The organism is Leptolyngbya sp. O-77 (genome assembly GCF_001548395.1).
In the GTDB taxonomy this organism is placed as follows: Bacteria; Cyanobacteriota; Cyanobacteriia; order Elainellales; family Elainellaceae; genus Thermoleptolyngbya.
In genome coordinates, this window is sequence record NZ_AP017367.1 from 1,877,082 (window position 1) to 1,902,269 (window position 25,188).

General features: G+C 56.9%; 21 protein-coding genes. 13 read left to right on the forward strand and 8 right to left on the reverse strand.

From position 1 onward, the window contains the following. Positions 1-253: 253 nt before the first annotated feature. Positions 254-556: a hypothetical protein gene (locus O77CONTIG1_RS08025; RefSeq protein WP_068509572.1), complete on the reverse strand. Its 303-nt coding sequence runs from the start codon at positions 554-556 to the stop codon at positions 254-256. 544 nt (positions 557-1,100) lie between these two features. After that, positions 1,101-1,673 carry a hypothetical protein gene (locus O77CONTIG1_RS08030; RefSeq protein WP_225894716.1) on the reverse strand — a complete coding sequence of 191 codons (573 nt, stop codon included), beginning with the start codon at positions 1,671-1,673 and terminating at the stop codon, positions 1,101-1,103. A 334-nt stretch (positions 1,674-2,007) separates the two neighbouring features. Between O77CONTIG1_RS08030 and O77CONTIG1_RS08035 the strand changes: the two genes are divergently transcribed. Next, positions 2,008-3,150: a tetratricopeptide repeat protein gene (locus O77CONTIG1_RS08035; RefSeq protein WP_068509578.1), complete on the forward strand. Its 1,143-nt coding sequence runs from the start codon at positions 2,008-2,010 to the stop codon at positions 3,148-3,150. 221 nt (positions 3,151-3,371) lie between these two features. Here O77CONTIG1_RS08035 and O77CONTIG1_RS08040 read toward each other — a convergent pair whose 3' ends face one another. Further along, complete coding sequence (locus tag O77CONTIG1_RS08040) at positions 3,372-3,695, reverse strand: STAS domain-containing protein (protein ID WP_068509580.1); 324 nt, start codon at positions 3,693-3,695, stop codon at positions 3,372-3,374. A gap of 368 nt (positions 3,696-4,063) precedes the next feature. On the opposite strand from O77CONTIG1_RS08040, the gene O77CONTIG1_RS24305 reads away from it, so the two are divergent. Continuing rightward, positions 4,064-4,519 carry a hypothetical protein gene (locus tag O77CONTIG1_RS24305; RefSeq protein ID WP_156435045.1) on the forward strand — a complete coding sequence of 152 codons (456 nt, stop codon included), beginning with the start codon at positions 4,064-4,066 and terminating at the stop codon, positions 4,517-4,519. 87 nt (positions 4,520-4,606) lie between these two features. Here O77CONTIG1_RS24305 and O77CONTIG1_RS08045 read toward each other — a convergent pair whose 3' ends face one another. From O77CONTIG1_RS08045 to O77CONTIG1_RS08055, 3 genes are all read right to left on the reverse strand, one after another. Then, positions 4,607-5,227: an anti-sigma factor family protein gene (locus O77CONTIG1_RS08045; protein WP_225894717.1), complete on the reverse strand. Its 621-nt coding sequence runs from the start codon at positions 5,225-5,227 to the stop codon at positions 4,607-4,609. 243 nt (positions 5,228-5,470) lie between these two features. Further along, entirely contained in the window at positions 5,471-6,115 is a 645-nt protein-coding gene (locus tag O77CONTIG1_RS08050; RefSeq protein WP_286132614.1) for a sigma-70 family RNA polymerase sigma factor, read from the reverse strand. Between the two features lie 651 nt (positions 6,116-6,766). Then, positions 6,767-7,105 carry a rhodanese-like domain-containing protein gene (locus tag O77CONTIG1_RS08055; RefSeq protein WP_084782366.1) on the reverse strand — a complete coding sequence of 113 codons (339 nt, stop codon included), beginning with the start codon at positions 7,103-7,105 and terminating at the stop codon, positions 6,767-6,769. A 47-nt stretch (positions 7,106-7,152) separates the two neighbouring features. Between O77CONTIG1_RS08055 and O77CONTIG1_RS08060 the strand changes: the two genes are divergently transcribed. Beyond that, positions 7,153-7,707: a GNAT family N-acetyltransferase gene (locus O77CONTIG1_RS08060; RefSeq protein ID WP_068509589.1), complete on the forward strand. Its 555-nt coding sequence runs from the start codon at positions 7,153-7,155 to the stop codon at positions 7,705-7,707. A gap of 81 nt (positions 7,708-7,788) precedes the next feature. Here O77CONTIG1_RS08060 and O77CONTIG1_RS08065 read toward each other — a convergent pair whose 3' ends face one another. Next, positions 7,789-11,763, reverse strand: coding sequence for an AAA family ATPase (locus O77CONTIG1_RS08065; RefSeq protein ID WP_068509591.1), 3,975 nt, complete (start codon positions 11,761-11,763; stop codon positions 7,789-7,791). Positions 11,764-12,127: 364 nt separating this feature from the next. Here O77CONTIG1_RS08065 and O77CONTIG1_RS08070 point away from each other — a divergent pair, with 364 nt between their 5' ends. The 6 genes from O77CONTIG1_RS08070 (at position 12,128) to O77CONTIG1_RS08095 (ending at position 18,607) form a co-directional block, all read left to right on the forward strand. Further along, on the forward strand, positions 12,128-13,342 hold the full coding sequence (locus O77CONTIG1_RS08070; protein WP_225894718.1) for a BMP family ABC transporter substrate-binding protein: 1,215 nt from the start codon (positions 12,128-12,130) through the stop codon (positions 13,340-13,342). Between the two features lie 6 nt (positions 13,343-13,348). Next, the gene (locus O77CONTIG1_RS08075; protein WP_068509596.1) at positions 13,349-14,467 is read left to right on the forward strand and encodes an ABC transporter permease; all 1,119 of its coding nucleotides are present in this window, start codon (positions 13,349-13,351) and stop codon (positions 14,465-14,467) included. Between the two features lie 82 nt (positions 14,468-14,549). Next, a complete protein-coding gene (locus O77CONTIG1_RS08080) occupies positions 14,550-15,482 on the forward strand; it encodes an ABC transporter permease (protein ID WP_068509600.1) in 933 nt (310 codons plus the stop codon). Positions 15,483-15,497: 15 nt separating this feature from the next. Then, on the forward strand, positions 15,498-16,181 hold the full coding sequence (locus tag O77CONTIG1_RS08085; protein WP_068509602.1) for a cysteine hydrolase family protein: 684 nt from the start codon (positions 15,498-15,500) through the stop codon (positions 16,179-16,181). Between the two features lie 117 nt (positions 16,182-16,298). Continuing rightward, positions 16,299-17,846 carry an ABC transporter ATP-binding protein gene (locus O77CONTIG1_RS08090; protein ID WP_068509604.1) on the forward strand — a complete coding sequence of 516 codons (1,548 nt, stop codon included), beginning with the start codon at positions 16,299-16,301 and terminating at the stop codon, positions 17,844-17,846. A gap of 59 nt (positions 17,847-17,905) precedes the next feature. Further along, the gene (locus tag O77CONTIG1_RS08095; RefSeq protein ID WP_068509608.1) at positions 17,906-18,607 is read left to right on the forward strand and encodes a cysteine hydrolase family protein; all 702 of its coding nucleotides are present in this window, start codon (positions 17,906-17,908) and stop codon (positions 18,605-18,607) included. 127 nt (positions 18,608-18,734) lie between these two features. Here O77CONTIG1_RS08095 and asnS read toward each other — a convergent pair whose 3' ends face one another. Next, positions 18,735-20,123, reverse strand: a complete 1,389-nt coding sequence (asnS, locus tag O77CONTIG1_RS08100) for an asparagine--tRNA ligase (protein WP_068509610.1) — start codon at positions 20,121-20,123, stop codon at positions 18,735-18,737. 749 nt (positions 20,124-20,872) lie between these two features. On the opposite strand from asnS, the gene O77CONTIG1_RS08105 reads away from it, so the two are divergent. The 4 genes from O77CONTIG1_RS08105 to O77CONTIG1_RS08120 all read left to right on the forward strand — a co-directional run bounded on the left by O77CONTIG1_RS08105 (position 20,873) and on the right by O77CONTIG1_RS08120 (position 25,166). Beyond that, a complete protein-coding gene (locus O77CONTIG1_RS08105) occupies positions 20,873-21,109 on the forward strand; it encodes a hypothetical protein (RefSeq protein WP_068509613.1) in 237 nt (78 codons plus the stop codon). Between the two features lie 419 nt (positions 21,110-21,528). Next, positions 21,529-22,428, forward strand: coding sequence for a peptidoglycan editing factor PgeF (gene pgeF / locus O77CONTIG1_RS08110; protein WP_317134225.1), 900 nt, complete (start codon positions 21,529-21,531; stop codon positions 22,426-22,428). A gap of 231 nt (positions 22,429-22,659) precedes the next feature. Then, positions 22,660-23,895, forward strand: coding sequence for an ATP-binding protein (locus tag O77CONTIG1_RS08115; protein ID WP_197673348.1), 1,236 nt, complete (start codon positions 22,660-22,662; stop codon positions 23,893-23,895). Between the two features lie 227 nt (positions 23,896-24,122). Further along, entirely contained in the window at positions 24,123-25,166 is a 1,044-nt protein-coding gene (locus tag O77CONTIG1_RS08120) for a DUF1611 domain-containing protein (RefSeq protein ID WP_068509621.1), read from the forward strand. Positions 25,167-25,188 lie beyond the last annotated feature (22 nt).

Consider the following 25,188-nt stretch of genomic DNA (forward strand, 5'->3'; position numbering starts at 1 on the left):
GTAGATAAGACTTTTGGAGTCTGGAAGGGGGCGATCGCCCATGATTCCCTTTGACATCTTCCAAAAATCTAGAAGCGGATAGCTAGGTTCAGAGTCTCTCCATGCTCTTGCCAAGGCTTTAGGTTGAGTTCCCTGAACCCAAAGAAGAGATTGGGATTAATGGTCGTGATGCAGAAAACGGCTGAATAATCCCAGAGCTTATCTGGTTCTCCAGCCGCCTCAAGCTTTGTGCAGGCAATGTGATTAGAAGAGATTAGAGCAGACTATTTAACCGTTGCACTTGAGTATCCGTCTTCCGCTGCTTGATGTAGCGATAGGTTTCTGCAAGTTCCAGAGCGAACTGATCCTCGATGGCTTCGGCGGCCTGACGATTTGGGTAGGCGATGAAAATTGCGGCTCCTCGTTCTGACTGGAAGAGTGTGGTTGACAACTCTTGAAGAAGAGACTCATCAAAGGCTAAGCAGCCGATCCCCATTGATTCGGCTTCTAAGACTCTCATTTTGGCTTTGTGTCGAATAAATGCTCGAACTGGGTATGAATCGCTCGCAAGTTCCATAGGTCGTGAGGAGGGTCTGTGAAAATGGCTGTCGCGTTAGGATGCAACTGTTTCAGCTTGAGAGCTAGATTTTCTATCGCCTCAGAATGAGTAGGGAATTCGTGCGAGAAAGTAGCGTTCTAAGCTGCTGCGATGCCTTGATCAATAGCTTAAGAGAAGCTTAAGAAGTGATCAGGATAACAGCTAGATTGCCCAGTGTGTCGATGGCGATCGCATTCAGACACAAAAATTAATAGCTGTGTCTTGTATCAGTCTTTAGAAAAAATTTGCTCTTATGCTGTTCCTCTCTCACGTCTAGCTCTATTTTTAGAGCAAGGTCGAGCCTCAACCCCAGCTTCACCAGTCCTTATCTATAGATCTACAGCCTTGGATTCCCCGTTTGAGGCACAGGCAATATTCAACAGCCACAACAGTTAGGTTGCTTGTGCGATTGCAAAAAAACTGGTAGGTCACGAAGACCTACCAGCGAGTTCAAGCTTCAGGAGTACCCCTTAGTGCAGGTGGCTAGCTCACATGCTCTGGGGAAATGGTACGAACCAATCGCTTAGACCTCTTTGTAGACTTGCAGCAGCGTGCCTGCAATGTAGCCGTAGCCCAGAATGAACTGGCTGCATTCGTGTTCGGCAGGGCCAATTTCGGCTGTGGCGGAAACCACATATAAACCGGGGGTGAGGCCTGCTTTTTTGGGCACTTCAGACAGCTTCACTTCGTACTCGTAGACATCCTTCTGGGTTGTAATTTCCGCTAGAAGGTCAATTTCCGTAGCCTTGCGGCCTTGGCCTTCAAAGTGGAAGTTCATCGAGATCTGGGTGCCCAGGCACATCAGCAGCGATGATAGGGGGGTTCGGTTGAATACGATTTTCACGCTTGAAACGAACTCTTCATCAGCCGCGATGATGTAAGGAGACTGTCCAGGCGCGACGTAGGTGGGGGGCACAGGCAGATCGGCCGTCCCTTCTACACGCAGCTCAGACAGTTCAAACATCACTGGGCCCAGAATGCTACGGGAGTAGGTTTCTGTTTCTGCGTATTGGGGAGGTTGGGCCCCGACCGGAGACGCAACAGCCGCAGCAGCCTCAGCACGCATTGCTTTGGAGGGAGAACAAACAGTAGCCATAATTAAAGTTCCTCAACAGGTTGATAGTGTATAGTTGAAAGCCCTGGCAGATAAACGTTCTGACGTTCTTTTACCCTGGCTTGCTCAACTGAAACTAATATGGCACTGACGGTTGGACGATACATTCCCCTGTCAAGGTACTGTTTTGGGAGTGTCGTTTGGAGTGCCGTTTTAGCTGTGTAGTTTTGAACGAGATTTCGTAAGCTTTCGAGAGGTTTCGAGGGGGCTACTGTTTTCAATCCAGCCGAAATCGGCTAATTATTAACGAGTGTTGATCTGCGTTGACGAAAGTCAACGAGCGTGGATCAGCTTGCAGTCTGTTCTAGATTGAACTGTGATTAGCTTTAAAACTTCTAACTCTGTGGCGGCGATCGCCAGCCTTTTTCTCTCTCTGCCTATTGCTGGCTTGGTCAACACTCCTCTGGCCATCGCCCAGGCTGAAAATTCTGGCAGCACGGCTCAACAACTGACTCCTCAGCAGCGACAGGAGCAGAGTCGGCGGGTCAACGAGCTAGTGCGGCAGGGGCGCGATCTGATGCGATCGCGCAATTTTAGCGAGGCGATCGCCGTCTACGAGCAGGCCGCAGCGCTAGAGCCAGACAACGCCCGCATCCACTCTGCGATTGGCTTCGCCCATGCCCAGGAGCGTAACTATGCGGCAGCCGTGTCGGCCTATCGTCGGGCGATCGAGCTAGATAGCAACAACGCCAACTTTCACTACGCGCTTGGCTTTTGTCTAGCCAACCTAGGAGACAATAGAGGCGCGGCTGAATCCTATCGACGAGCAACCACACTAGAACCCAATAATCTAGACGCTAATTTGGGCTTGGGCGTAGTCTTATCTCGCTTGCAAGACTACGAAGGCGCACTGGCTGCTTATCAAAGAGCAGTCACATTGCGGGGCGCAAATGCGGCCCGCATTTATGAATCGATGGGCGAGGTGCTGTTATTGGCAGCTCGCTATCGAGAAGCCGCAGAAATGCTGCAACGAGCCGCAGATCTAGCTCCCAGGCGGGCCGAGGTGCAGGCAAATCTGGGAGTGGCGCTGGTAAATTCGGGGCGGGTGCAGGATGGGTTGAGTGCGCTGCGCCGAGCCGCCGAACTGGAACCTCGGAATGCCAACATTTTTCTGCAAATTGGAGACTTGTATCGCGCCCAAGGAAACCTTCAGGAGGCGATCGCCTTTTATCAGCGGGCAACGTTTGCAGAGCCAAATTCAGTTGATGCCCATGCGACCTTAGGCAACTTATTGCTGGAGCAGGAGAATTATCTCCAGGCGATCATTACATTCCGGCGGTTGACAGAGCTAGAGCCTGAAAATGGAGATGCATTTTACAAGCTTGGTGTGGCGCTGAGGGAGCGCGATCGCCGGAACGAGGCCCTCGCAGCCTTTCGCAGCGCCCTCCGGCTTTATGAGCAGCAGGGCAACACAGAGGGCGTGGCACAGGCCGAATCGATGATCAATAAGCTGAATTAAACCTTCAAAATCAAGCCTCCTATTAGACCCCACTAGATTAGGACCAGCTAGATTAGTCCCAGCTAGATTAGTCCCAACTATAAAAGGTGGGACGCAAAAGGGGTGAGACGCAGTGCCCCTCACCCCTTATCACTCATTAAGCTGCGACTTAACCCGTTAAGTGCTGAACTAGTTCAAGACAATAGCAATGAACCACTTCGCGGATGAGTCCCCGCTTCGCCTCAGGACACGGCACCCGATAGCACCGTCTGATCAAACGCAGCCCGATCAGCAAATACTTCAAACACCTGATCCATACTGGTCAGCTCGAATAGAATTTTGACTTGTTCGCCAATCGAGCAGAAAGACAGCCGCTTGCCAGCGGTTCTTACCTTTTTATGGGCACTTGCCAAAGCGCCCAGCCCAGAACTGTCCATAAACGTTACTTTCTCTAAGTCCACCAAAATAACAGAAGCCCCAGCCGCTAAAGCCTCGCTAATTTGCTGATGGAAGGCATCTACCTGGGTGCCATCTAGAATGCCAGAAAGCTCAATAACTTTAATCATGTTTCCAGTTTGACAGGGGTTTAAGAATTGAGGCGTGCAGTTGCCAGGGCGCTAACCAAAATGCCCATAGTCTCTGCAAGTCTTAGGAGATGCAGAGTCAGAGCGTTAAATTTTGGTGAACCCGTGCTGCAACGCCAGCATACGCAACGGGCGAGAGCGCAGAACCATAAACACAGGAGAATACGGATCTGTGGGTGCGTGGCTCATTCAGCACTCCTCTAAACTGGCATAGCTGTGAACGAATTGCCACTAAGTTCGATACAGTCCCCTACGTGTTGTTACCAAAATGATTTTTTAGTGACGGTCAAATGCTTGATGGACAAGGCGATCGCTAAAATTAAAGAGTTGGTAAATAGACCTTCAAATTTATGATCTCAAAGCCTGGGGCGCGGGTGATAGGCTACGGTTGGAGGCGATGGGTCAGGGCGATCGCCCTGCTTTTTCTAGTCGGCTTGTTAACCGGGTGCAGCGCAACGGCTGCCTCTGGCCCAGAGTCTTCTGGCGTACACACCACCACCCTTCAGAACTCCTCTCATCTCCCATCAGCCCCCTCTAGCTCCTTTGGAACATCTACACCGCTCCCGGTAGAAGTCGCAGCCCGCATCAAGACCACGCTAGCGGAAAAGACGGGTCTTTCGACAGCACAAATGACGCTGAGCAACGTCAGCCCCCAAACCTGGAATAATGCCTGCCTGGGTGCGGCAGAACCTGACGAGGTTTGTGCTGAGGTCATGACTCCTGGCTATAGGGTCACAGTTTCCACGCCTCAAGGGAAATATCACGTCCACACCGATCAATCTGGCAGCAGGGTGCGGGTTGAATGAAGCTGACCTGGGAGATATGCAGAACAGAGTGCATGAGCCAAACGCAGCCCATGCACCCTGCTATAGATTTATTTTGCTGGAGCCTCTTTAGGGAGTGATAGGCTGCCCGCCGTTAGACGGTGCAACAGGAACCACGTCGGGAACGGGAACAGCCGTCGTCCTCGGAGACACAGCACTGGGATTGGCAATGTCAGGAATGTCAATGACTGGACGATCCAGCGCGATCATCAGTTGAGAATCGGACTGGGAAATCACGTTGACATGCGGGGAAAGATAGCTTGGAGCCACCACCGTCGTCACTGCGCCCGCAAACAGCGCCGCCGCTGCTGCCATGCCGCCCCAAGCCATTCTGCGCTTGGGCTTCTGCTCTAGCCGATGCATCACCTGGCTGACTGTCTGCTCGACAGGGCGCTGAGTGGGAACGGGAAGGGTGCGTAGCCCGTGCAACCCCTGGCGGAGTTTGAGCAAACGAGCGTAAAGCTGTTGTGCTGAGGGATCGCTGGCGAGCCACGCCTCAATCTGGCGGCGATCGCTCGCGGAGACTTCGCCATCTAGATAGGCGCTCAATAACTCAAAGCGATCGCGCTTTAAGTGATCTATCGGTTCTACAGGTGAACGGTGTGCCCATTCTTGGGGCAGACCGCCCCCAGACGCAGGGCGAGAGGCACGCTGCCAGGGAGTTTTACCGTCGTTTATATCAGGCATCATGGTCAAATCAATCAAGGACTCAGAATCGAGAGCAAACCGCTAAACCGATGAGTCAGTACACAGAGTGGATACACAAAAGACGTGCGATTGTGAAAGTCCGTAGCTCAAACCATGTTGATCATAAGGGAAATATAGTAAAGCTAGCCTCAGCCTCCAGTCGCACAAATCACATGTGAAACCAGAAACCTGATGCGATCGCCAACTATTTCCCTTGCTGAAGCAAGGCCTGGGCGGGGTCGCCCTTTAGCCATCCAGATAGGTCTGGAGCTGAGATTGAAGCCGCTGACGCGCTCTGGCAATTCTAGACTTCACCGTGCCCAGAGACACACCCGTAATTTCAGCGATTTCTTCATAAGCCATGCCTTCGATCTCCCGCAGGACGATCGTCGTGCGAAAGACTTCGGGCAAATCGGCGATCGCCGCCCGTAGCTGGTCATAGAACTCGCGTGTGACCAAATCTTCAGACGGGCCGGGCCCATCCGACGCAAGCTCCCAATCCATCTCGCCATCGTCTAGCGTGCGCGGCGCGTCGAGCGAGAGAGGGCTATCGACCCGCTTGCGCTTCCGCAGCTCGTCATAAAACAGGTTGGTCGCGATTCGGCTGAGCCAGCCACGAAACTTTTCTGGCTCTTGCAACCGCTTGACGTTGCGATAAACCCGAATCCAAACCTCCTGTGCCAGGTCCGCCCGGTCTGACCAGTCGGGCGCAAGGTGGTATAGCACTTTGTCTACATGAGACTGGTAGCGTCGAATCAGTTCCGCAAAAGCCGTTTTGCTAGGCCGCAGCCCCGCCTGGCATTGCAGGATCAAATCGTAGTTCGACAGAGACTCTGCCGGAACCTTGGCCTGGGGCGCAGGGGCCCCAATGGCAGACCAGGACGCAGACATAGACTCGCTCATGGGCAACGCTTGGCTTTGGGAGATGACACTTCTAGATGACGCTTGCATATCGGTGATGTTCCTACCGGAGTTGCAAAAGTTGCTTTGGCTTGGGTCAGGAGTGCAGGGTTCCACAGGCAAAGCGATGTAAAGGGCAGCGATCGCACTGGCTTCAAAGTCCTTGTATATCAATGACTGTAGCCTTCGCAGCCTTAATCTACCGCGATCGCCCCTGGCACAAATTGCCCGATGGACGGATTCTCAATCTGCACACCCTGGTTCCCCAATTCGCATGTCTCTCTCATCCGCACCGTTATTTGCCAAAACCGGATCTTTTTAACGCAAAGTTCTGTATCGATTGCCTGGGGTGAATCCGCCTGCAAAACGGCTGGAAATCTTACAAACCGTGGGGTTGGCCATCTAAAATCATTAATCTAAAATCCCAAATCGACACGGACTGCCTGAGTTCAAGCGCCAGGGTTCAGGGTGTGAAATTTTCTTTCGCGCACAGGCAACCGTAGGACAGCCGCTGTTGCTGTCCCATGAGCCGAGCGTCGATCGCCTTTCAGAAAAGATACGGACTCTGGAGTATAGATTATTGCGCGATAGTGCGACGAAAACTCGCAAAAGTCGTCTTTTGAGATTCACCCAGTCAGCGCGTCAGTAGCGAGGAAGGCTGGGATCGACGGCGATCGCATAGGCTTCAATGCCGCCCGTCAGGTTTTTGACATTTTGGAAACCTTGCGACAGCAGCCAGCCGCACATCTGCGCCGATCGCATCCCGTGGTGACACATGACGATGGTTTCTGCCTCCGGATCTAGGCGGCTGTGGATATCGGTTGACCATTCGCCATATTGGCTCAGCGGCAGGTTGATAAAGCCGTCGAGTTGGGCGATCGCCAGTTCCTCTGGTTCGCGCACATCTACCAGTTGCAGTGCCTCGCCTTGTGCCAGCCGCTCGGCCAGCTCCGTTGGATGAATATGAGGCAGTTGAGACATCGAGTGCATCGTAGGATAAAGCAGTTTTACAAAAGGGGAATGACTGCATGATCCCACAAACGCCGACCGACTCGCCGCTGGACGGGCTGTGCATTCGCCCTGCTACCGAAGCCGACGTGCCCGGAATTCTCGCTATTTATAACGACGCGATTTTGCACACAACTGCGGTCTACGACTACGAGCCGCACACGCTGGACATGCGCCAAGCCTGGTTTGTCGCTCGACAGGCAGAGGGCTATCCCATCCTGGTCGCCGCTGCCGACTCAGCCGAATCGGACGAAGCCGAACCTCCCGAAATTTTGGGCTATGCTGCGCTCGGCCCCTTCCGCGCCTGGGCCGCCTACCGCCACACCGCCGAAAGCTCGGTCTATGTGGCGGCTCACGCTCGCGGGCGCGGCATTGGTCAACGCCTCCTTGCACCCCTCATCGAAGCGGCCAAAGCTCGCAGCCTACACACCCTGATTGCGGGAATTGATGCCGACAACGCCGCCAGCCTGCGGCTGCACCAGCGCTTTGGCTATGCAGAAGTCGGGCATCTGCGACAGGTGGGCTACAAGTTTGACCGCTGGCTAGATTTGAAGTTTTTGCAGTTGTTGCTATGACTGGCGCTTCAACCCGGCATCACTTCAGCACAGTATCACTTCAACCCGGTGTCACTTACCCGGCATCACTTCAGCACGGCATCACTCTACCGCGCCCAGCATCCGCAGGGTGGCCCGCTGTGCGTCGGTGAGTCCGGTGACTTGGGCGATCGCCATTCCTTCGTAGGGTCGCGGCACGCGCAGCACCCAGGAAGCTTCGGGTTGCCGCAGGTGCGAGGCTGGCGGGAAAGCGCTTGGGGACGCGCCTTCATCGCAACACCCCTGCTCCTCAAATCCTAGCTCCCAGAGGCGAATTGTCTCATCCTGCCCGCAGCTTACCAGGGTGTTGCCATCGGGGCTATAGGCCAGGAAGCGCACCCAGCGGTGGTGTCCGTGGAGCGTGTGCAGGCAGGTGGCAGCACCAGAATCCCAGAGCTTGAGGGTGGTGTCGGTGCTGCAACTGGAAAAGTGGCTGCCGCTGGGGTGAAAGGCGATCGCCAGCACGGGCCCACGATGGGCGGCGAGGGTGTGCAAACAGGCCCCGTCTTGGATGCGCCAGAGTTTGATTACGCCGTCGGCGCTGCCGCTGGCGAGGAGTTGTCCATTGGGACTGAGGGCGATCGCCCGAATCCAGCTTGTGTGCCCGGTCAGCGTTTGCAGACAAGTTCCGGCTTCCAGATTCCACAGGCGCAGGGTTTGATCCTGGCTACCGCTGGCCAGCAGGCGACCGTCGGCACTCAGCGCCAAACACCACACGCCGCCTTCGTGCCCTGCCAGCGTGCGGCGACATAGCCCCATCTGGGCATCCCAAAGCTTGATTGTGCCGTCGAGGCTGCCGCTGAGCAGCGTTTCGCCCGTGGGGCTGTAAAGCACCGATAGCACCGCGTCGCGATGTCCTTCCAGGGTTTGCATTAGCCGCTGCGTCTGAAAGTTCCACACCTTGAGGCTGTGGTCTTCGCTGCCGCTGGCCAGGAGGGGCTGTGTTGGGTGAAATGCAACCGACCAGATCCAGCGCGTGTGACCCTGCAAGCTGCCGAGGAGTTGCCCCGTTTGCCGATCCCACAGGCGCAGGGTGCGATCCTGGCTGCCGCTGGCGAGGGTGTGCCCATCGGGCGAAAACGCCACCGACCATACGCCATTGCTGTAGCCCTGGAGCGTTCGCAGGCAGAGGCCGCGACCGTCCCACAGGCGCACGGACTGGTCTTCGCTGCCGCTGGCGAGGATGCCGCTGTCTGGGCTGAAGGCGATCGCCGAAATCCAGCTCCGGTGCCCTGTTAGCACGCGCCGACAGTCGCCCTGGCGATAGTCCCACAGGCGCAGCGTGCCGTCGTCGCTACCGCTGGCGAGGGTGCGTCCGTCGGGGCTAAAGGCGATCGCCCGCACGGGTTGCCGGGAGCCTTGCAGGGGGGGGTGCGCGGTCGGCATCACAGCCCTCGAAGTTCCGGACGATTCCACCATCCACAAGCGCACCGTGCCGTCGTCATTGCCGCTGGCAAGGGTGTGGCCGTCGGGTGAAAACGCCACTGACCAAACCCAGGGTAGCGCCCCTGTCGCAAGGGGGTCTGGGTGTTTCAGGGTGGCAAGGCACGCACCGCTGCTGACATTCCACAGGCGTACCGTGCCGTCGTAGCTGGCGCTGGCCAGCAGAAAAGCGGGAGATTTGGATACAGACTTCGCGGTCGTCCCCTGCCGCAGCGGGGCAGGCGAAAAGGCAACGGAGCGAACTTCATGGGTATGGCCCGCCAGGGAATGCAGGAGGGTTCCCGATCGCACATTCCAGACGCGCACCCAGTGGTCTTCGCTGCCTGTCGCCAGGTATTGTCCATCCGGTGAGAAAGCCACCGAAAAGACGCGATCGCTATATCCCTGGAGCGTCTTCAGGCAGGCTCCAGTTTGCAAGTCCCACAGGTGGACGCTGCGATTGGCGCTGCTGGCGAGGGTGCGCCCGTCGGGTGAAAACGCCACCGACCAGACCCAGCCTTCATCCACTCGCAGGCTGAGCAACTGCTTGCCGTCGGAAACCTGCCAGATGTGGATTTCGTGGTTCACGTCGCCCGTTGCCAGCAGCTTGCCATCGGGACTAAAGGCGATCGCCAAAATCTGGCTAAAGGTTTCGGTAAACACCGATCGGGTTAAATTTGCCCCGGTGAAATCGACCCGATGCAGGTTCACACCGCGCAGATACGCATTCCACACCGCGAGTCCCGAAAAGTCCCAACCCGCCAGATCTGTGCCCAGTTGCACCAGCAGATTTAGCAGGTTTCCGGCTGTGTAGCTAGACTGCGCCTGAGGCGTGTAGCGGAGGTGCGCGAGGTGCGATCGCACTCGTTCTTCTAGCTGGGTCTGGGTCTGGTTTTCCAGCAGGCGCTTTGCCAGGGGCGCAAGAATCATCCGAGTCTGCGTTTCGCGGATATAATCCTTTGCCTGGGGCTGGAGGACTGCGTGGGTATACAGCAGGTTGCTTGAAATCACAGAATGGTCACTCGCGCATTCAGCTTGAGCAGCACCAACGTGACCAATCTCCTCCTGAAGCCGTTCAATGAGTTGTTCCGTCACATATTCCATCACGGCGGGCTGGAGCGTGAACCTTACCTGCGATTTTTCGGTGAGGCGCGGTGCGGTTTTCTCAATCAGGCAGCGCCGCTCTAGGGAACAAATTGCCTCCAGCAGCGCCCCCAACGCCACGGGTGGCACTAGCCACGATCGCAGACTGGACAGCGTAACGGGTTTGCGGGCGATCGCCAGCCAGTCCATCACCTGTCGCTCTAGCGGCGAGAGGCGGTTTACCTGCTGCGCCAATAGATCGCGGATATCGCCGAAGACCGAGGTTCCCGTTTCCAGACAGTCCAGAAAGTCTGTAAGCTGCCCGTCGAAGAGGTCCTGAATCACCGAGGCAACCATTTGCAGCGCCAGAGGATTGCCCGCATAGTGGCTCACCAGCGTTTGCCACTCGGCATCTGTGCCGCTAAATTCGCCCTTCAGTGCCAAGAGTTCCTGCCCAATGTCTGGCGGCAAGCCCGACAGCCGCAGCGAGCGAATCGGGAGATGCGACCCTTCGCGCACCGCCAGGTTTCCCGGCTTTTCGCGGCTGGTGAGGAGGATGGTACTCTGGTGTTCTGCTTCGCCCAGGGCTTGCAGCAGTTGCCCATAACCCTCGTAGCCGAGTAAGTAGCCGCCGCCGCGATCGCCCTGCCGCATCACCGTTTCGGCGTTGTCCAGAATAATCAGACAGCGGTGCTGCCGCAGATAGTCCAGCAGGCGGCGAATGCGCCCGTCCAGCGAGTCGGGCAAGTCGGCATCCCTGCGATGGGAGAGAACCTGGATCAAATCTGCCAGCAGTTCAAGGACGGGCGGCGCATTGCGGAGCGATCGCCAGAGGGTGAACTGAAACGGCGCAGAGTAGTCGTCTGACTTGACGGCTTGCTGCTCCGACAGCCGCTTTGCCAGCTTGACGGACAGCGTGGTTTTGCCGATGCCCCCCATGCCCAAAATCAGGATCAGCCGACAGCGATCGCCCATGATCCAGTCTTCAATTTGCTGCAACTCGGCATCGCGTCCATAGAAGGCGGGCAGATCCACCGCATCGCCCCAATCGGTCACGGGCGCAGGCAGGGAAGCAGCCGCGGGAACGGGAGGGGCGATCGCCACGCGGGTTTCGAGCAAGGTGGCGACCGAAGCAGGCGGCAGCAGAGCAGAACTTCGCGGCAGCGGCTCTCGATTTACGCCAGGTTCAGCCTGTTGCGCCAGCACAGCCGACGGATCTGAAGTCATGGGTTCTAAGGCAACGGGGTCTGATCGCTCCAGGTCTGAAACCGTGGCTTTCACTCGTGGAGCCTGCCGCTTTAGCACAACCTGCAAATTGTGCTTAGTGACTTTTTCCTGAAACGTATCCGACAGCAGTTGCCAGAGTTGGGAACCCGTCTGCTTTATATAGCCCAACTCATAGCCATAGCGACGAGCAATTTCTAGATAAGATTGCTCCTCCCATGCCTGACAAAACACCGCACGTTGCAGCTTGCTCAGGCGATTGTCCCGCAGGGCGAACTCAACTATGGCTAGGGCTTCTTCGGAGTTCATAACTGTTTACAAAAAAGACTCGAAATTGCCCGCTATCAGGGCGATCGCGCTCATTGCTCCCCACTGCGGCTCCCCGCTGCGTATCAGCGATGCTAACGGTTTGGGCGATCGCCCTTTGTAGCCCAAGGCACATTATGTTTGTCCCAGATAGAACCTTTTGCGAACCTTCCCCACACCTTTTAGAACCCTATTTCCGGCGCGGCTTTGATAGGCTTTGGTCTAACTTCTAATCGCCCCAGTCAGGATGGCTTCAGGGTTTTTCGAGCCGCCGCAATCTGGGGATTCAAAGTTTCAAGAGTTTCGAGATTAGGATTTCACCGCAAAGGTTTCGTCACCAGGTTTTGTCGCTAAGGGAGCTGGCACTGTGAGCAAAGCAACAGGCAGGAAACGAATTTTGAACGTGTCTCGTCGGCAGGTGATTCGAGGGCTACTCGCCACCAGCGCGTTTGGACTGACAGCGAAATTGGGAACAGCGTGCAGTCCCGCTGGCTCTGGCAGCACCGATACTGCGGCTGAAGGCGGCGCAACTGGCGGCGGCGACCCACTGACCATCGGCTTTATCTACGTCGGGCCGAAGGACGACTACGGCTACAACCAAGCCCACGCCGAGGGCGCAGCGGGCATGGCGAAGAAGTTTAGCTGGGTGAAGCTGGTGGAAGAGGCAAACGTGCCCGAAACCACCGCCGTTGCCGAGTCAATGCGGAGCATGATCGACATCGACGGCGCAAAGGCAGTTTTTCCCACGTCCTTCGGCTACTTTGACCCGCACATCCTGAAGCTGGCGGAAGAATATCCCGACGTGCAGTTTTTCCACGCGGGCGGACTGTACCAGGAAGGGAAAACGCCGAAAAATATTGGCAGCTACTTTGGCTATATCGACGAGGCGCAATACGTTGCGGGCATCGTTGCGGCGCTCACGTCTAAGAGCGGCAAGCTGGGCTTTGTAGCAGCAAAGCCGATTCCCCAGGTGCTTCGTAACGTGAACAGCTACACCCTTGGCGCTCGCAGCGTCCGCCCCGATGCCACTACGCAGGTTCTGTTCACGGGCAACTGGGCCGAGCCGATCAAAGAGGCCGAAGCCACCAACAGTATGGTGGATCAGGGCATTGATGTCGTCACTTGCCACGTCGATAGTCCGAAAGTGGTGATGGAAACTGCGGAACGGCGCGGCATTTTCTGCACAGGCTATCATGCCAACCAAGCGGCCCTGGCTCCTAAGGGCTACCTCACAGGAGCCGAGTGGGACTGGACGAATATCTATTCCAAAATTGCTGAAGACATCTACGCAGGCAAGTCGCTGCAAGATGGCACGATCGACCACATTCTGCGGGGCGGCTTGAGTGACGGCTTCTGCAAAGTGTCGGACTATGGCCCCGCCGTCAGCGCCGAAGCCAAGGCCGCCGCAGACGAAGCCAAGGCCAAGCTAATGGATGGCAGCCTCGTCATCTACTCCGGCGAGGTGAAGGACAACAAGGGCGGCACCGTCGTTGGTGCGAGCGAAAAGCTGGAGCAAAAAGATCCCAAACTGGAGCAGATGGATTATTTGGTGGACGGCGTGATCGGGTCGGTGGGAGGCTAGAGAACAATGGCTCTTTCTCAAACCTGGCGCAGGACGCTGGAATCTCTTTGTCTGTCGTTTGGGGCCATCTTGGCCGGAATCTTGCTGTTTGGAATTTTTTGTGCGCTGGTGGGAACGAATCCCTTCGCCGTGTATGCCTCGATTTGGAAGGCGGCGTTTGGCCAGTGGAGTACCTTCCAAAATACGCTGGTGCGGGCGGCTCCGCTGATGTTGTCTGCCTTGTGTACGGCGCTGCCCGCCCGACTGGGGCTGGTGATCATTGGCAACGAAGGCGCACTTGTGGTTGGTGGACTGGCAGCCGTTTCGATGGGTCTCGCTATGGGAACGGCTTTCCCTCCTTTTGTTGTGCAAGTGGGGATGGCGATCGCCGGAATGGTGATGGGCGGCATCTGGATCGGCGCGGCGGGCTGGCTGCGGCACTATCGCGGCGTGAATGAGACGATTAGTAGCCTGTTGTTGAACTACGTGGCGATCGCCCTGCTGAATCACCTCGTTGGCGGCCCCATGCGCGACCCCAGCTCCCTCAACAAGCCCTCCACCTTTCCGCTGGCGGAGGTCAACATGCTGGGCAACATTCCCGGCACGCGGGTTCACTGGGGCTTGCTGTATGGGCTGATCGCCTGCGTCATTGCCTATTTCCTGATGCAGCGCACCACCTTTGGCTTCGCTGCCCGCACCGCTGGTGGCAACATCCGCGCTGCCAAGATTGCGGGTCTGCCCGTCGGCAAACTGACCGTGATGATCTGCTTTTTGGCGGGTTCTTGCGCGGGTCTGGCGGGCATGGTAGAAGTCGCCGCCGTGCAGGGCGCTGCCAACGAATCATTGAATGTCGGCTACGGCTATGGCGGCATCCTTGTTGCCTTCGCCGCCCGCCACAACCCCCTCGCCGCCGTGCTGATTTCCCTCCTAGTCGGGGGCATCCTCGCCAGCGGCGGCATCCTCCAGCGGGCCCACGGACTGCCCGATGCCACCGTGCTGATCTTCCAGGGACTCGTCTTCTTGATGGTGCTTTATAGCGACTCGCTCTACGGCAAGTTCGGCCTCTTCAAGGAAAAGCCCATCGTTATCGAACCCCCCGCACCGCCGCCGCCGAGTCCCGGACAGGAGCCAGTGGTCACGGTTTGAGCCAGACGCGATGAGGCGGTGGAGCAGCAGAGCGATCGCCCTCACCTCATCAGAAGTACCCCAACACCCCAACACTTCAACTATGTCAGAACCTTCACAAGCAATCGGCTGGCTTGGCGTTCCCCTGGCAATCATTGCGGGAACCATGCGCGGCGGCACGCCCTTTCTGTTCGTCAGCCTGGGCGAGTGCCTGACGGAAAAGAGCGGCAAAATTAACCTGGGTCTGGAAGGGACGCTGCTGACGGGCGCGATGGCGGCCTACGCGATCTCCTATCTCACTGGCTCACCCTGGCTGGGTGTAATCGCAGCAGGGCTGGCGGGAGCGTTTCTCGGCGCAATCCACGGCTGGCTATCGCAGCAGTTTCGCGTCAATGATGTGGCAGTGGGCATCGCCATGATTATCTTTGGCAGCGGTGTGGCGTTCTTTTTTGGCAAGCCTTTTATTCAGCCCAAGGCTCCCCAACTGCCGACAATCAACCTGGGCAACTGGAGCGAGATTCCCGCCCTGCAAGCCGCCCTGCAAATCAGTCCGCTGTTTTTGATAGGGCTGGCGATCGCCCCTCTGATGGCCTGGTTTTTCCGCTCCACCCGCTGGGGACTGTTTATTCGCGCCGTGGGCGACAGCCCCGAAGCCGCTCGTGCAATGGGCGTGTCGATTTTCAAAGTGCGGATGCTCAGTGTCATTGCCGGAAGTTTCCTGGCGGGCATCGGCGGCGCGGCACTGTCGCTATATTATCCCGGCCTGTGGACGGAGCGTATCTCCAGCGGTCAGGGCTTGATGGCAGTAGCGCTAGTCATCTTTGCCCGCTGGAACCCGATCATGTGCCTCTGGGCATCGCTGCTGTTTGGCGGCGCACAGGCCCTCGGCCCGGCGCTGCAATCCGTCGGCATCAAGGAAGGCTATTACCTGTTCAACGCCGCGCCCTACGTGCTGACGCTGCTGATCATGATTTTCACCTGCTCACCCAAGCGCACGCTCAGCGGCGTTCCCGGTGCCCTTGGAACCGATAGCTGATTCAGGAGGTTGATTATGGGACGTTTTGTAGAGGCCGATCCCTATCCCTATCCGTTTAATGGCGAACTGCATCCCGAAAATACGGCGGTGCTAGTCATCGATATGCAGATCGACTTTTGTGGCCCGGGTGGCTACGTAGACAAGATGGGTTATGACCTATCGCTAACCCGTGCGCCGATCGAGCCAATCCAGTCTGTGCTGGCAGCCGCACGGGCGCAGGGCTATCACGTCATGCATACCCGCGAGGGACATCGCCCTGACCTGTCGGATTTGCCAGAAAACAAACAGTGGCGATCGCGCCAAATTGGAGCGGGCATTGGCGATCCGGGGCCCTGCGGCAAGATTCTGGTGCGCGGCGAACCGGGCTGGGAAATCATCCCCGAACTGGCCCCACTACCCGGCGAAGTGGTAATCGACAAACCCGGCAAGGGTTCCTTCTACGCAACCGATCTAGATCTTGTGCTACAGCGCAATCGTATTCAAAATATCGTCCTTGCCGGAGTCACCACTGATGTCTGTGTGCATACCACCATGCGAGATGCTAACGATCGCGGCTATGAGTGTCTACTGCTCTCGGACTGTACTGCTGCCACGGATTATGGCAATCATCTGGCCGCCCTCAAGATGATCAAAATGCAGGGCGGCGTGTTCGGCGCGGTATCCGATTCACGTTCCTTCATCGAGGCGATCGCCTCATAGCGTCTCATCATCAGTAGATTCATTGATAGATTCATTAATTAATACATTTCCTCTGCATATCGCATCTCAAACAGCCCCATCTTCAACCTTGGTTAACCTCTAACCCCACAACCCCTCATGACTTCCACCGCCACAACTAGCCCAACCCTCCAAGTCGAGCGTCCGCCCGATCTCCAGGTCACGGGCATGTCCAAGCACTTTGGCACACTCATCGCGCTGGATAACGTATCGCTGCATCTCAAACCTGGCAGCTTTCACGCACTACTGGGCGAAAACGGCGCGGGCAAAAGCACCCTAGTCAAGTGCATCATGGGCTTTTATTCCCCCACCGCTGGGGCCGTGCTGATCGACGGCAACCCGGTGAAAATCGCCAATCCCCGCGATGCACACCACTACGGCATCGGCATGGTGTATCAGCATTTCACCTCCGTTCCTGCCATGACGGTCGCCGAAAACCTGGTTCTGTCTCGCTACGAAAGCAAGGCGCTAATCAACTGGAAGGATGAACTAGAGGAGCTTCAAGCCTTTATGGATGCTTCGCCCTTCCGCGTGCCGATCGACGTGCCGATTGCCCAACTCGCCGCCGGACAAAAACAAAAGCTGGAAATTCTCAAGCAGCTTTACCTGAAGAGCCGCATCCTAATTCTGGATGAGCCGACTTCGGTGCTGACCCCCGCCGAGGCAGACGAAGTGCTGGGTCTGCTGCGCGAACAGGTCACCGATGGCAAGCTGAGCGTGCTGATGATTTCGCACAAATTCCGTGAGGTGATGGCCTTTACCGACGAGATCACCGTCTTACGTAAGGGCAAGTTTGCGGGCAGCGGCCTGGTGAAGGATCTGACCGTGCCAGAGATGGCAGAAATGATGATGGGCGAGAAAAAAGAGCCAACACCCGTTAACAAAGTTGACGACTTGGAAAAAGCCCCTGTGCTGGAAGTGCGGGATCTGCACGCCAACAAAGACAACGGCGTAGAGGCTGTCTCAGGCGTGAACTTAACCGTTCACAGCGGCGAGATTGTTGGCATTGCAGGCATTTCGGGGAACGGTCAGCGAGAACTAGTAGAAGTGTTGGCAGGACAGCGCGAACCCACGTCTGGCGAGATTTGGGTCAACGGTGAACCCTACGGCGCGACCCGTGCTGAAATGTTCAAACACAAGGTTTTTGCCCTGCCGGAGGAACCACTGAAGAACGCTTGCGTGCCGCACATGAGCGTCGCAGAAAACATGGCCCTGCGAACCTTTGATCGTCCACCCCAGGCAAAGGGAATCATGCTAATTCTGAACGCAATTCGGAACATGGCAGTGGGACTGATTCACCAGTTTTCCGTCAAAACGCCATCACCCGAAACGCCCGTCGGCAATCTCTCTGGCGGAAACGTACAGCGTGCGGTTTTGGCACGGGAATTGTCTGCCGATCACATCAAGCTGCTGATTGCGGCAAACCCCTGCTTTGGTCTGGATTTTAACGCGGTGGACTTCATCCACACTCAGATCGTAGATGCCCGAAACCGAGGCGTGGCGGTGCTGCTGGTGAGTGAGGATCTGGACGAGCTGCTGAAATTGAGCGATCGCCTCATTGTCATCAGCGGCGGCAAGTTTGTATACGACAGCCCAACGAGTGAAGCAGACTTTGGGGCGATCGGCACCAGTATGGCTGGCCATTAGCCGCACATCCAAAATCCAAAATCCGAAATCCAAAACTGACCTGCTGGAGAACACCAATCATGGGTCTAACCATCACAGCGCTTCCTTACGAATACACCCTGCCAGACGACCTGAGCAAACTGGCACTGGTCATCATCGACATGCAGCGCGACTTTATGGAACCGGGCGGCTTTGGCGATGCGCTAGGCAATGACGTAACGCGGCTCCAGGCGATCGTTCCAGCGCTGAAGGAACTGCTGGCAGCGTTTCGAGCGCTGGGTTTGCCTGTGATCCACACGATCGAGTGCCATCAGCCCGATCTATCCGACTGCCCGCCCGCCAAGCTCAATCGGGGCAAAGGCTCACTGAAAATTGGCGACGAGGGCCCAATGGGGCGAATTCTCGTGCTGGGGGAACCGGGCAACGGCATTATTCCCGACTTGGCTCCGCTGCCGGGTGAAGTCGTCATCACCAAGCCAGGAAAAGGCGCATTCTATGCGACACCGCTGGGCGCAATTTTGGCAGAGCGCGGCATCACCCACCTGCTGGTGACGGGCGTGACGACGGAGGTGTGCGTGCAGACGACGATGCGCGAAGCCAACGATCGCGGTTACGAATGCCTGATGGTGGAAGATTGCACCGAGAGCTATTTTCCAGAATTTAAGCAAGCAACTCTGGACATGGTGCGGGCGCAGGGCGGCATCGTCGGCTGGACGGCTCCCTCCGCAAACGTGCTGGACACATTCGCTGCATTCCGAGCGTCAGAGGCTTCTCCTGTCTGAGTCATCGCTTCACCCTAAATCGGGCAGAGAACCTCTGCATAGCCGCCTGTGAATTCAGCCCCGCAGGCGGTTTTTCTTTTCGGCTTGCACGTCGGCTCGTAGGTCAGATTTCAGACCCACTTGCTGCCTAAAACTCAGCACTGAGTGGCGTGCGGGGGAAGGGGATGACATCGCGGATATTTTGCATTCCCGTCATGAACTGCACCAGGCGCTCGAAGCCCAGCCCAAAGCCCGCGTGGGGCACCGTGCCAAACCGTCGCAGATCGAGATACCACCAGAGATCTTCGATGGGCATTCCCAAATCCTGGATGCGTTTTTCTAGGACATCCAGGCGTTCCTCACGCTGTGATCCGCCAATAATTTCCCCAATACGCGGCGCAAGCACATCCATTGCGCGAACCGTCTTCCCATCATCATTCAGTCGCATGTAAAAAGCTTTGATTTCAACTGGGTAATCCGTGACAATTAGCGGTTTCTTAAACAATTCCTCTGCTAGGTAACGCTCATGTTCCGATTGCAAGTCTAACCCCCAGGAAACGGGATATTCAAACGTGCGATCGCTCTTTTCCAGCAGGGCGATCGCCTCTGTGTACGTCACTCGCGCAAACTCGCTGTTGATAATGTTCTCCGCCGTTTCCAACACCGTGTTTTCAATGCGCTCATTAAAGAACGCCATGTCTTCTGGGCAGGTCTCCAGTACATGCTTAAACACATACTTCAGGAAAGACTCAGCCAGTTCCATATTGCCTAGCAAGTCACAGAACGCCATCTCTGGCTCAATCATCCAGAACTCCGCCAAATGACGCGACGTGTTGGAATTTTCGGCACGAAACGTGGGGCCAAAAGTGTAGACGTTAGAAAACGCCATTGCCATAATTTCCGCCTCTAGCTGGCCGGAGACAGTGAGATAGGCGCGTTTGCCAAAGAAATCTTGCCCAAAATCAACCTCGCCTTCTTTCGTCTTGGGCGGATTTTTCAAATCCAGATTGGTGACGGTGAATAACTCTCCCGCGCCCTCACAGTCGCTGGCGGTGATGATCGGCGTGTGAACCCACAAAAAGCCGCGTTCCTGGAAAAAGTGATGCACCGCCTGAGCCGCCGCGTTGCGGACGCGGAAGACGGCTCCCAGCGTGTTGGTGCGCGATCGCAGGTGGGCAATCGTCCGCAAAAACTCAAACGAGTGGCGCTTCTTTTGCAGCGGATAGGTTTCGGGATCTGCCTCGCCGTAAACCGTGACCGACTCCGCCCGTAGCTCAATCCGCTGCCCCTTGGCAGGTGACTCCACCAGCACACCTGATACCTCCACCGCCGCGCCCGTGTTGATGCGGGCGATCGCCTCGGCATATCCCGGCATGTCTTGATTTGCCACCACTTGCAGCCCCGCCATCGAGGAGCCATCGTTCACTTCGATAAAGGTGAATTCCTTTTGTTCACGTTTCGTCCGCACCCAGCCGCGCACGTTTACGGCATCGTTGGGCTGGCCCTGGCGAAGGAGGTCAAGAATGCGATTCGGCATATTAGGGGTCAGAGGTCAGGGGTCAGGCGCAAAAGTCCTTCATTAAAAATAGCGGGTTTGGGGCGATCGCTCCCACTCTTTCACCACGTTTATCGCCTAATCCCACCTTCCTAACCCAAAAAAGACTATTTGCTACAGAGCAGCAGCTTCGTAGCACTGCACAAAACCTATGGGATTGCCCCTCTGACAATTGCAATCCCAACACCGACACTTCTGGGCGATCGCCCTTCATCTCCCAACACCAAAACCTCTGGGCGATCGCCCCCCCGACACCTCTCGGAACCTCGAACTGCTGAACCAAGCCTATCACTGCTCAAGGTTTGCAGCTTATCCGAACGCTGTTGGGGCTGGTTTGCAATGACCGAGATCTCGAAGAACTGCACCTTCGCAATTGGGGGGGCGTTGGCGTAAGCCCTGCGGGAGCAGCCATCGCCTACCCACCCGAAAGCTGACAGAACCAGAGCACTGAGGGCTAACGGCTCAAATCAGCGGCGGCAGATGCCTTCAACTCTAGCACCAGTATCTTTCAACCATCCGCTGCATTTGAATTGTTGGGCTGCGAATGTAAGCTGAAGTTAGGTTTCCTAAATTTATTTAAGGGAATAATCCTCAAATATGATGGGGTGAACTGGGTAAACCCTTAATCAGACACAATCGCTAGGGCGAGTAAGTATGGGCACTGACTGCACAGGCTGCATACATAGCAGACCTTCTGAAGCAGGCTTCTGGGAAAAACCAGGGAGGTGGAAATGGATAACGGCACTGAAAAAGTAACGAAACTTCACTTGCAGGCTTTTGGTCTTTCTGATTATGCAGTCAAGCAGCTCGTAAAGGGGCTAGATGCTGCATCAATGAATGGTGGATTGAAAGAGTATTGGGCATCTGACATAAAAGGCTCTGTCGAAAAGAGATTAAAGAACCCTAAAGTGCAAGCCGCAAATCAGGCAAAACTTCAAAGGGTTCTACAGCATTTTCTTGCGGGGTGAGGCACATGCTGCCCTCACGAGGCAAGGGCTTATTGACCATCCGTGTGCCTCACTAGCTTCAAAAACGCTGTAACTTGGCTAGATGGTGAATCGAATGTTATCCCAGTTGATTTTCTTAAGGGATTGACTCCTGAGAAGAGGATAGAAGTACTTCGTGCGCGTATTCACGAGTTGGAGATGCAAGAACAGACTCTTACAGAAGAAACAGCGCAACTTCTGGCACAAGCGCGAAGGATGGTAGCAAACAAGTGAAAATCTATCCAATTTGTTTGGATGCAGGACTTCAGGAGATGAAATCATTGGAGTACCCGCTTTAATTTTGTGCAAGAAGTTTTGGCTCAACAAATAGCTTGAATGCTATAGCCCTCACCAAAAGCATCAGCAGCCCAACAAGTGCTATACCATCAAGGTCTATCCTCTTGTTCTCTGAGGTTCTGATGCACGACTGGCAATGGCGTGACTGGCGCGGCGCGTCTTACCTGACCTGTAGTTTGCTGGACGGGTTTGATCACGGCTTTTTTACCCGGCAGTTTGCGCCGTGTAGCCCAGAAGACCTAACCCTGGCGCTGAAGCCGGAGGCACGACTGCTGCGGGTGAAGCAGGTGCATGGCAATCGGGTGTTGGGCGCGGCAGAGATTTTAGCAAAAGAGTCCGCAGGTCTGGGCGTGGCGGATGAGTCGGGCTGGCCGCAGGCCGATGGCAGCGTGACGGATGGGACGCTGGAGGCGGCGTGGGTCTGCTCGGCAGACTGTGTGCCTGCGCTGATTGCGGACGTTTCGACGGGGCGGGTGGCAGCGGTTCATGCGGGCTGGCGAGGCACAGCGCTGGAGATCGTGCCCGTGGCGATCGCCCGGTTGCAGGAGCGTGGCAGTCGGCTGGCAGACCTGCGGGTAGCGCTGGGCCCGGCGATCGCCGGCGAGGTGTACCAGGTTTCAACAACCGTTGCCGCCGAAGTGGGCGCGACCGTATTGCCGGAATTTGCCGGACGCTGGCGACAGGACGCTGCCCCGCTCGATCCGCAAGCGCCGTCGAGCGATGTGCCCGATCCGGCCAAACCGCGACTGCCCGATGAAGTGGCTGAGGCCATTCTGGAAACGCTGGGGTCGCTGCCCCATTCGCCGCTACATCCCGACCCACAGCCCGGTCGGGTGCGGCTGGATGTGCGCCGGGTCAACGCGCTGCAACTGCTGAATCTGGGTCTATTGCCAGAGCAGGTGGCGATCGCCCCCTACTGCACCTATCAAACGCCGGAGCTTTTCTTTTCCTATCGGCGAGAGCGGCGAAAGCAGGTGCAGTGGTCGGGAATTGTCAGTCGGTAAGCGTCTGGTAAGCTGGTGGGACGCAGAGCATCAGGCATCTGAGTCAGTGTTGAGAAAAGTAACCTTTGTGGGAATTCTGAATAAGAAGCATTGGGCGGAGAATTTTCTGGCGGCAGATGCCCCGTGTTTCATCTCCCATGTTTCGCCTGGTGTGTGAGCGATGGTTAATCAGCGTCAATGATTAGGGTGGAACCGATCGATAGAGTCAGCAGCGTTAGAGTCAGCAGCGTTGTGGACAGTTGGGAGCAGCAGGGATCGATTCTGGACGCGGTAAGCGTCGGAGTGGTGGTCTGTGGACGGCGGGCCGAGATACTGTTTTGCAACCAGATAGGGCGATCGCTCTTGGGGCGGACGGGCGATTTGCCACCGGATAGCCCGCTCGAATGCCTGACTGAAGGCTGGATTTGTGAAGCGGGGTCGAAGCTATCGGTGGCGCAGTTGGTTCAGCAGGCGATCGCCACTGGCGCGACCCTGCAAGCGGTGGTGGGGATACCCCAGGCTGGGCAGAATGGTGCTTTCGGAGGGTCTGTTACCTGGCTCAGGCTGAGCATCCAGCCCTTGCCTCCGAGCACTTCTGCGTCAGGGGCGGTTTGCACACTGATCGACCTCACCGAGCAGCGCCCCGCAGCGCAACAGGGACGATTTCCGCAGGGATTGCGTTGCGAATCGCAGCGTGATCAAGTCGCAGACCTAGTGCTGGCCCGGCAAGAATTGATGCGGCGCACCGAGCAGCTAGAGGCGATCAACCGCGAGCTAGAGTCCTTTTCCTACTCGGTGTCGCACGATTTGCGGGCCCCCCTGCGCCATATTTCGGGCTTTGTGGCGGCCTTGGGCGATCGCCTAGCGGCCAACGGCTGGCTGGATGACCCCAAAGTGACTCACTATCTGGACACCATTCGCAACAGCAGCCGCAAGATGGGCTTGCTAATCGACGGATTACTCGATCTCTCGCGGGTGACGCGGCGATCGCTCGTGCAACGTCCCGTCTCGCTGCGGCCGCTGGTCGATCGGGCGATCGCCCTGGCCACGTCCGACGAACAGCCCGGTTTCCCCGTCGAATTTGTGATTGGGGATTTGCCAACGGTGTCGGGCGACGCGACCCTGCTCCAGCAGGTGTTTGCCAATCTGATCGACAATGCCGTCAAGTTCAGCCGCCCCACGCCCCAGCCCCGCGTCGAAATCGGCTGCCTGCCTAACCATACGCTGTTCGTCCGCGATAACGGCGTGGGCTTTCCGCCCGAATTCACTGATCAGATCTTTGGCGCATTCCAGCGGCTCCATCCGGAGCAGGAATTTGAGGGCATGGGCATTGGGCTGGCGCTGGTGCAGCGCATCATCCTGCGCCACGGCGGCAAAATCTGGGCAGAGAGCCAGCCTGGGCAGGGCAGCACGCTCTATTTCACCCTCCAGGAGGTTCAGATATCCGGAGACAGTGAATCGGAGTCAGGATTGGAACGCGGCAGGTGAGCGCGTGAGACAAAAGCGCTACCATAATTGCCTTCCCGACCCCTGATTATGGATATATACAGGGCTGACGCGCTTGCGATGAATGTTCTGGATTTTGGATGATTTCTTGCGGGCCCAGTTTGCGAGAGAGCATCTTGCGAGACATCACCCCACTGCGTCAGCCTGAATTCAGTCCGATATATAGTCCGAAGTCCGAATTGAGTTGCTGAACCCCTTGAGTAAATTCCATGATGCTAACGACTGAGAGTCGGGTTGCCATTCTGCTGCATGAGGGAACGCAGGGTTCCCACGGGAAAACAGGGCTGTCGCTGCTGCGCTATAGCGACATTCCGATTGTGGCGGTGATTGACCAAGCGGCGGTGGGGCGATCGCTGCCTGAAGTGACGGGCATCAACCGCGATGTGCCGATCGTGGCCTCGGTGCGCGAGGCGCTGGCCTATGCTCCAACCGTGCTGACCATTGGCATTGCGCCGTCGGGTGGGGCGCTGCCCGATGCCTGGTGGCAAGAGGTGAAGGACGGCGTAGCGGCGGGGCTGTCGGTGGTCAACGGGCTGCACACGCCAATGGCGACGGCTCCCGACTTGCAGGAGCTGGTGCGCGACGGGCAGTGGATTTGGGACGTGCGGCAGGAGCCAGCGGGGCTGACGGTGGGCAGCGGCAAAGCGCGATCGCTCTCCTGCAAGCGGGTGCTGACCGTGGGCACCGATATGAGCGTGGGCAAAATGTCTGCCAGCCTGGAGCTAGACCGGGCCTGTCGGGAGCGGGGGCTGCGATCGCGCTTCATCGCCACCGGGCAAACGGGGCTAATGCTGGGGCACGACGGCATTCCGCTGGATGCAGTGCGGATTGACTTTGCTGCTGGAGCCGTCGAGCAAGCCGTGCTGCGGAATGCGCCCAACCAAGACATTCTGCACATCGAGGGCCAGGGTTCCCTGATGAATCCCGCCTCCACGGCCACGCTGCCCCTGATGCGCGGCAGCCAGCCCACCCACCTCGTCCTGGTTCACCGCGCGGGCCAGACCGAAATCCGCAGCTTCCCCGATTTCCACATTCCGCCGTTACCGGAAGTCATCCAGGTTTATGAAACCGTCGTTCGTGCAGGTGGCACCTTTGCCCCGACCAAAGTGGTGGCGATCGCCCTCAACACCTTTCACCTCGACGAAGCAGCGGCAAAGCGAGCGATCGCCCAGACTCAGGACGAAACCGGACTGCCCTGCACGGACGTAATCCGGTTTGGAGCGGAGGGGATTTTGGAGGCGATCCTAGAGTAAGGTAAGAATGAGAGCAACGTTT

What these genes read in the sequence shown, in the direction of transcription:
- O77CONTIG1_RS08025 (WP_068509572.1), bottom strand. Translation starts at nt 556, where the DNA reads ATGGAACTTGCGAGCGATTCATACCCAGTTCGAGCATTTATTCGACAC.
- O77CONTIG1_RS08030 (WP_225894716.1), bottom strand. Translation starts at nt 1,673, where the DNA reads ATGGCTACTGTTTGTTCTCCCTCCAAAGCAATGCGTGCTGAGGCTGCT.
- O77CONTIG1_RS08040 (WP_068509580.1), bottom strand. Translation starts at nt 3,695, where the DNA reads ATGATTAAAGTTATTGAGCTTTCTGGCATTCTAGATGGCACCCAGGTA.
- O77CONTIG1_RS24305 (WP_156435045.1), top strand. Translation starts at nt 4,064, where the DNA reads ATGATCTCAAAGCCTGGGGCGCGGGTGATAGGCTACGGTTGGAGGCGA.
- O77CONTIG1_RS08045 (WP_225894717.1), bottom strand. Translation starts at nt 5,227, where the DNA reads ATGATGCCTGATATAAACGACGGTAAAACTCCCTGGCAGCGTGCCTCT.
- O77CONTIG1_RS08050 (WP_286132614.1), bottom strand. Translation starts at nt 6,115, where the DNA reads ATGTCTGCGTCCTGGTCTGCCATTGGGGCCCCTGCGCCCCAGGCCAAG.
- O77CONTIG1_RS08055 (WP_084782366.1), bottom strand. Translation starts at nt 7,105, where the DNA reads ATGTCTCAACTGCCTCATATTCATCCAACGGAGCTGGCCGAGCGGCTG.
- O77CONTIG1_RS08060 (WP_068509589.1), top strand. Translation starts at nt 7,153, where the DNA reads ATGATCCCACAAACGCCGACCGACTCGCCGCTGGACGGGCTGTGCATT.
- O77CONTIG1_RS08065 (WP_068509591.1), bottom strand. Translation starts at nt 11,763, where the DNA reads ATGAACTCCGAAGAAGCCCTAGCCATAGTTGAGTTCGCCCTGCGGGAC.
- O77CONTIG1_RS08075 (WP_068509596.1), top strand. Translation starts at nt 13,349, where the DNA reads ATGGCTCTTTCTCAAACCTGGCGCAGGACGCTGGAATCTCTTTGTCTG.
- O77CONTIG1_RS08080 (WP_068509600.1), top strand. Translation starts at nt 14,550, where the DNA reads ATGTCAGAACCTTCACAAGCAATCGGCTGGCTTGGCGTTCCCCTGGCA.
- O77CONTIG1_RS08085 (WP_068509602.1), top strand. Translation starts at nt 15,498, where the DNA reads ATGGGACGTTTTGTAGAGGCCGATCCCTATCCCTATCCGTTTAATGGC.
- O77CONTIG1_RS08090 (WP_068509604.1), top strand. Translation starts at nt 16,299, where the DNA reads ATGACTTCCACCGCCACAACTAGCCCAACCCTCCAAGTCGAGCGTCCG.
- O77CONTIG1_RS08095 (WP_068509608.1), top strand. Translation starts at nt 17,906, where the DNA reads ATGGGTCTAACCATCACAGCGCTTCCTTACGAATACACCCTGCCAGAC.
- asnS (WP_068509610.1), bottom strand. Translation starts at nt 20,123, where the DNA reads ATGCCGAATCGCATTCTTGACCTCCTTCGCCAGGGCCAGCCCAACGAT.
- O77CONTIG1_RS08105 (WP_068509613.1), top strand. Translation starts at nt 20,873, where the DNA reads ATGGATAACGGCACTGAAAAAGTAACGAAACTTCACTTGCAGGCTTTT.
- O77CONTIG1_RS08120 (WP_068509621.1), top strand. Translation starts at nt 24,123, where the DNA reads ATGATGCTAACGACTGAGAGTCGGGTTGCCATTCTGCTGCATGAGGGA.